This is a genomic window from Corallococcus sp. AB038B, assembly GCF_003668955.1.
GTDB lineage: Bacteria > Myxococcota > Myxococcia > Myxococcales > Myxococcaceae > Corallococcus > Corallococcus exiguus.
On the sequence record NZ_RAWO01000290.1, the window covers coordinates 1 to 399 of the forward strand.

Below are 399 nucleotides of genomic sequence, written 5' to 3' on the forward strand. Positions count from 1 at the left end.
CCATCGCCGCTGGCTTCGTCACCCACGAAGTCACCAACCAGCCCCCGCCGCTCGTCTACGACGCCTGGAAGACGGACACCGTCCTGCGCGAAGTCGTGGCCCGTGAGGGCGGCGGCTGGGCCGAGGCCGACCTGGCGAAGTACGGCCCCCTGGTGGGCGGGGAGATGCAGCAACTGGCGGTGCTGGCCAACGAGAACAAGCCGAAGTTCCGCCCGTTCGACCGCTATGGCCACCGCCGCGACGAGGTGGAGTTCCATCCCGCCTACCACCAGCTGATGGAGCTGGGCATGGCCCACGGCGTGTCCGGCTTCGCGTGGCGCAACGAAGCGAAGCCCGGGGCCCACGTGGCCCGCATGGCCCTCTTCTATCTGCACAACCAGGCCGACCAGGGCACCAGCT

At 69.4% G+C, this 399-nt stretch carries 1 pseudogene; it reads left to right on the forward strand.

The window, feature by feature from the left end:
- Nucleotides 1–2: 2 nt before the first annotated feature.
- Nucleotides 3–399, forward strand: a pseudogene (locus D7Y04_RS43325) (DNA alkylation response protein); the annotation flags it as partial.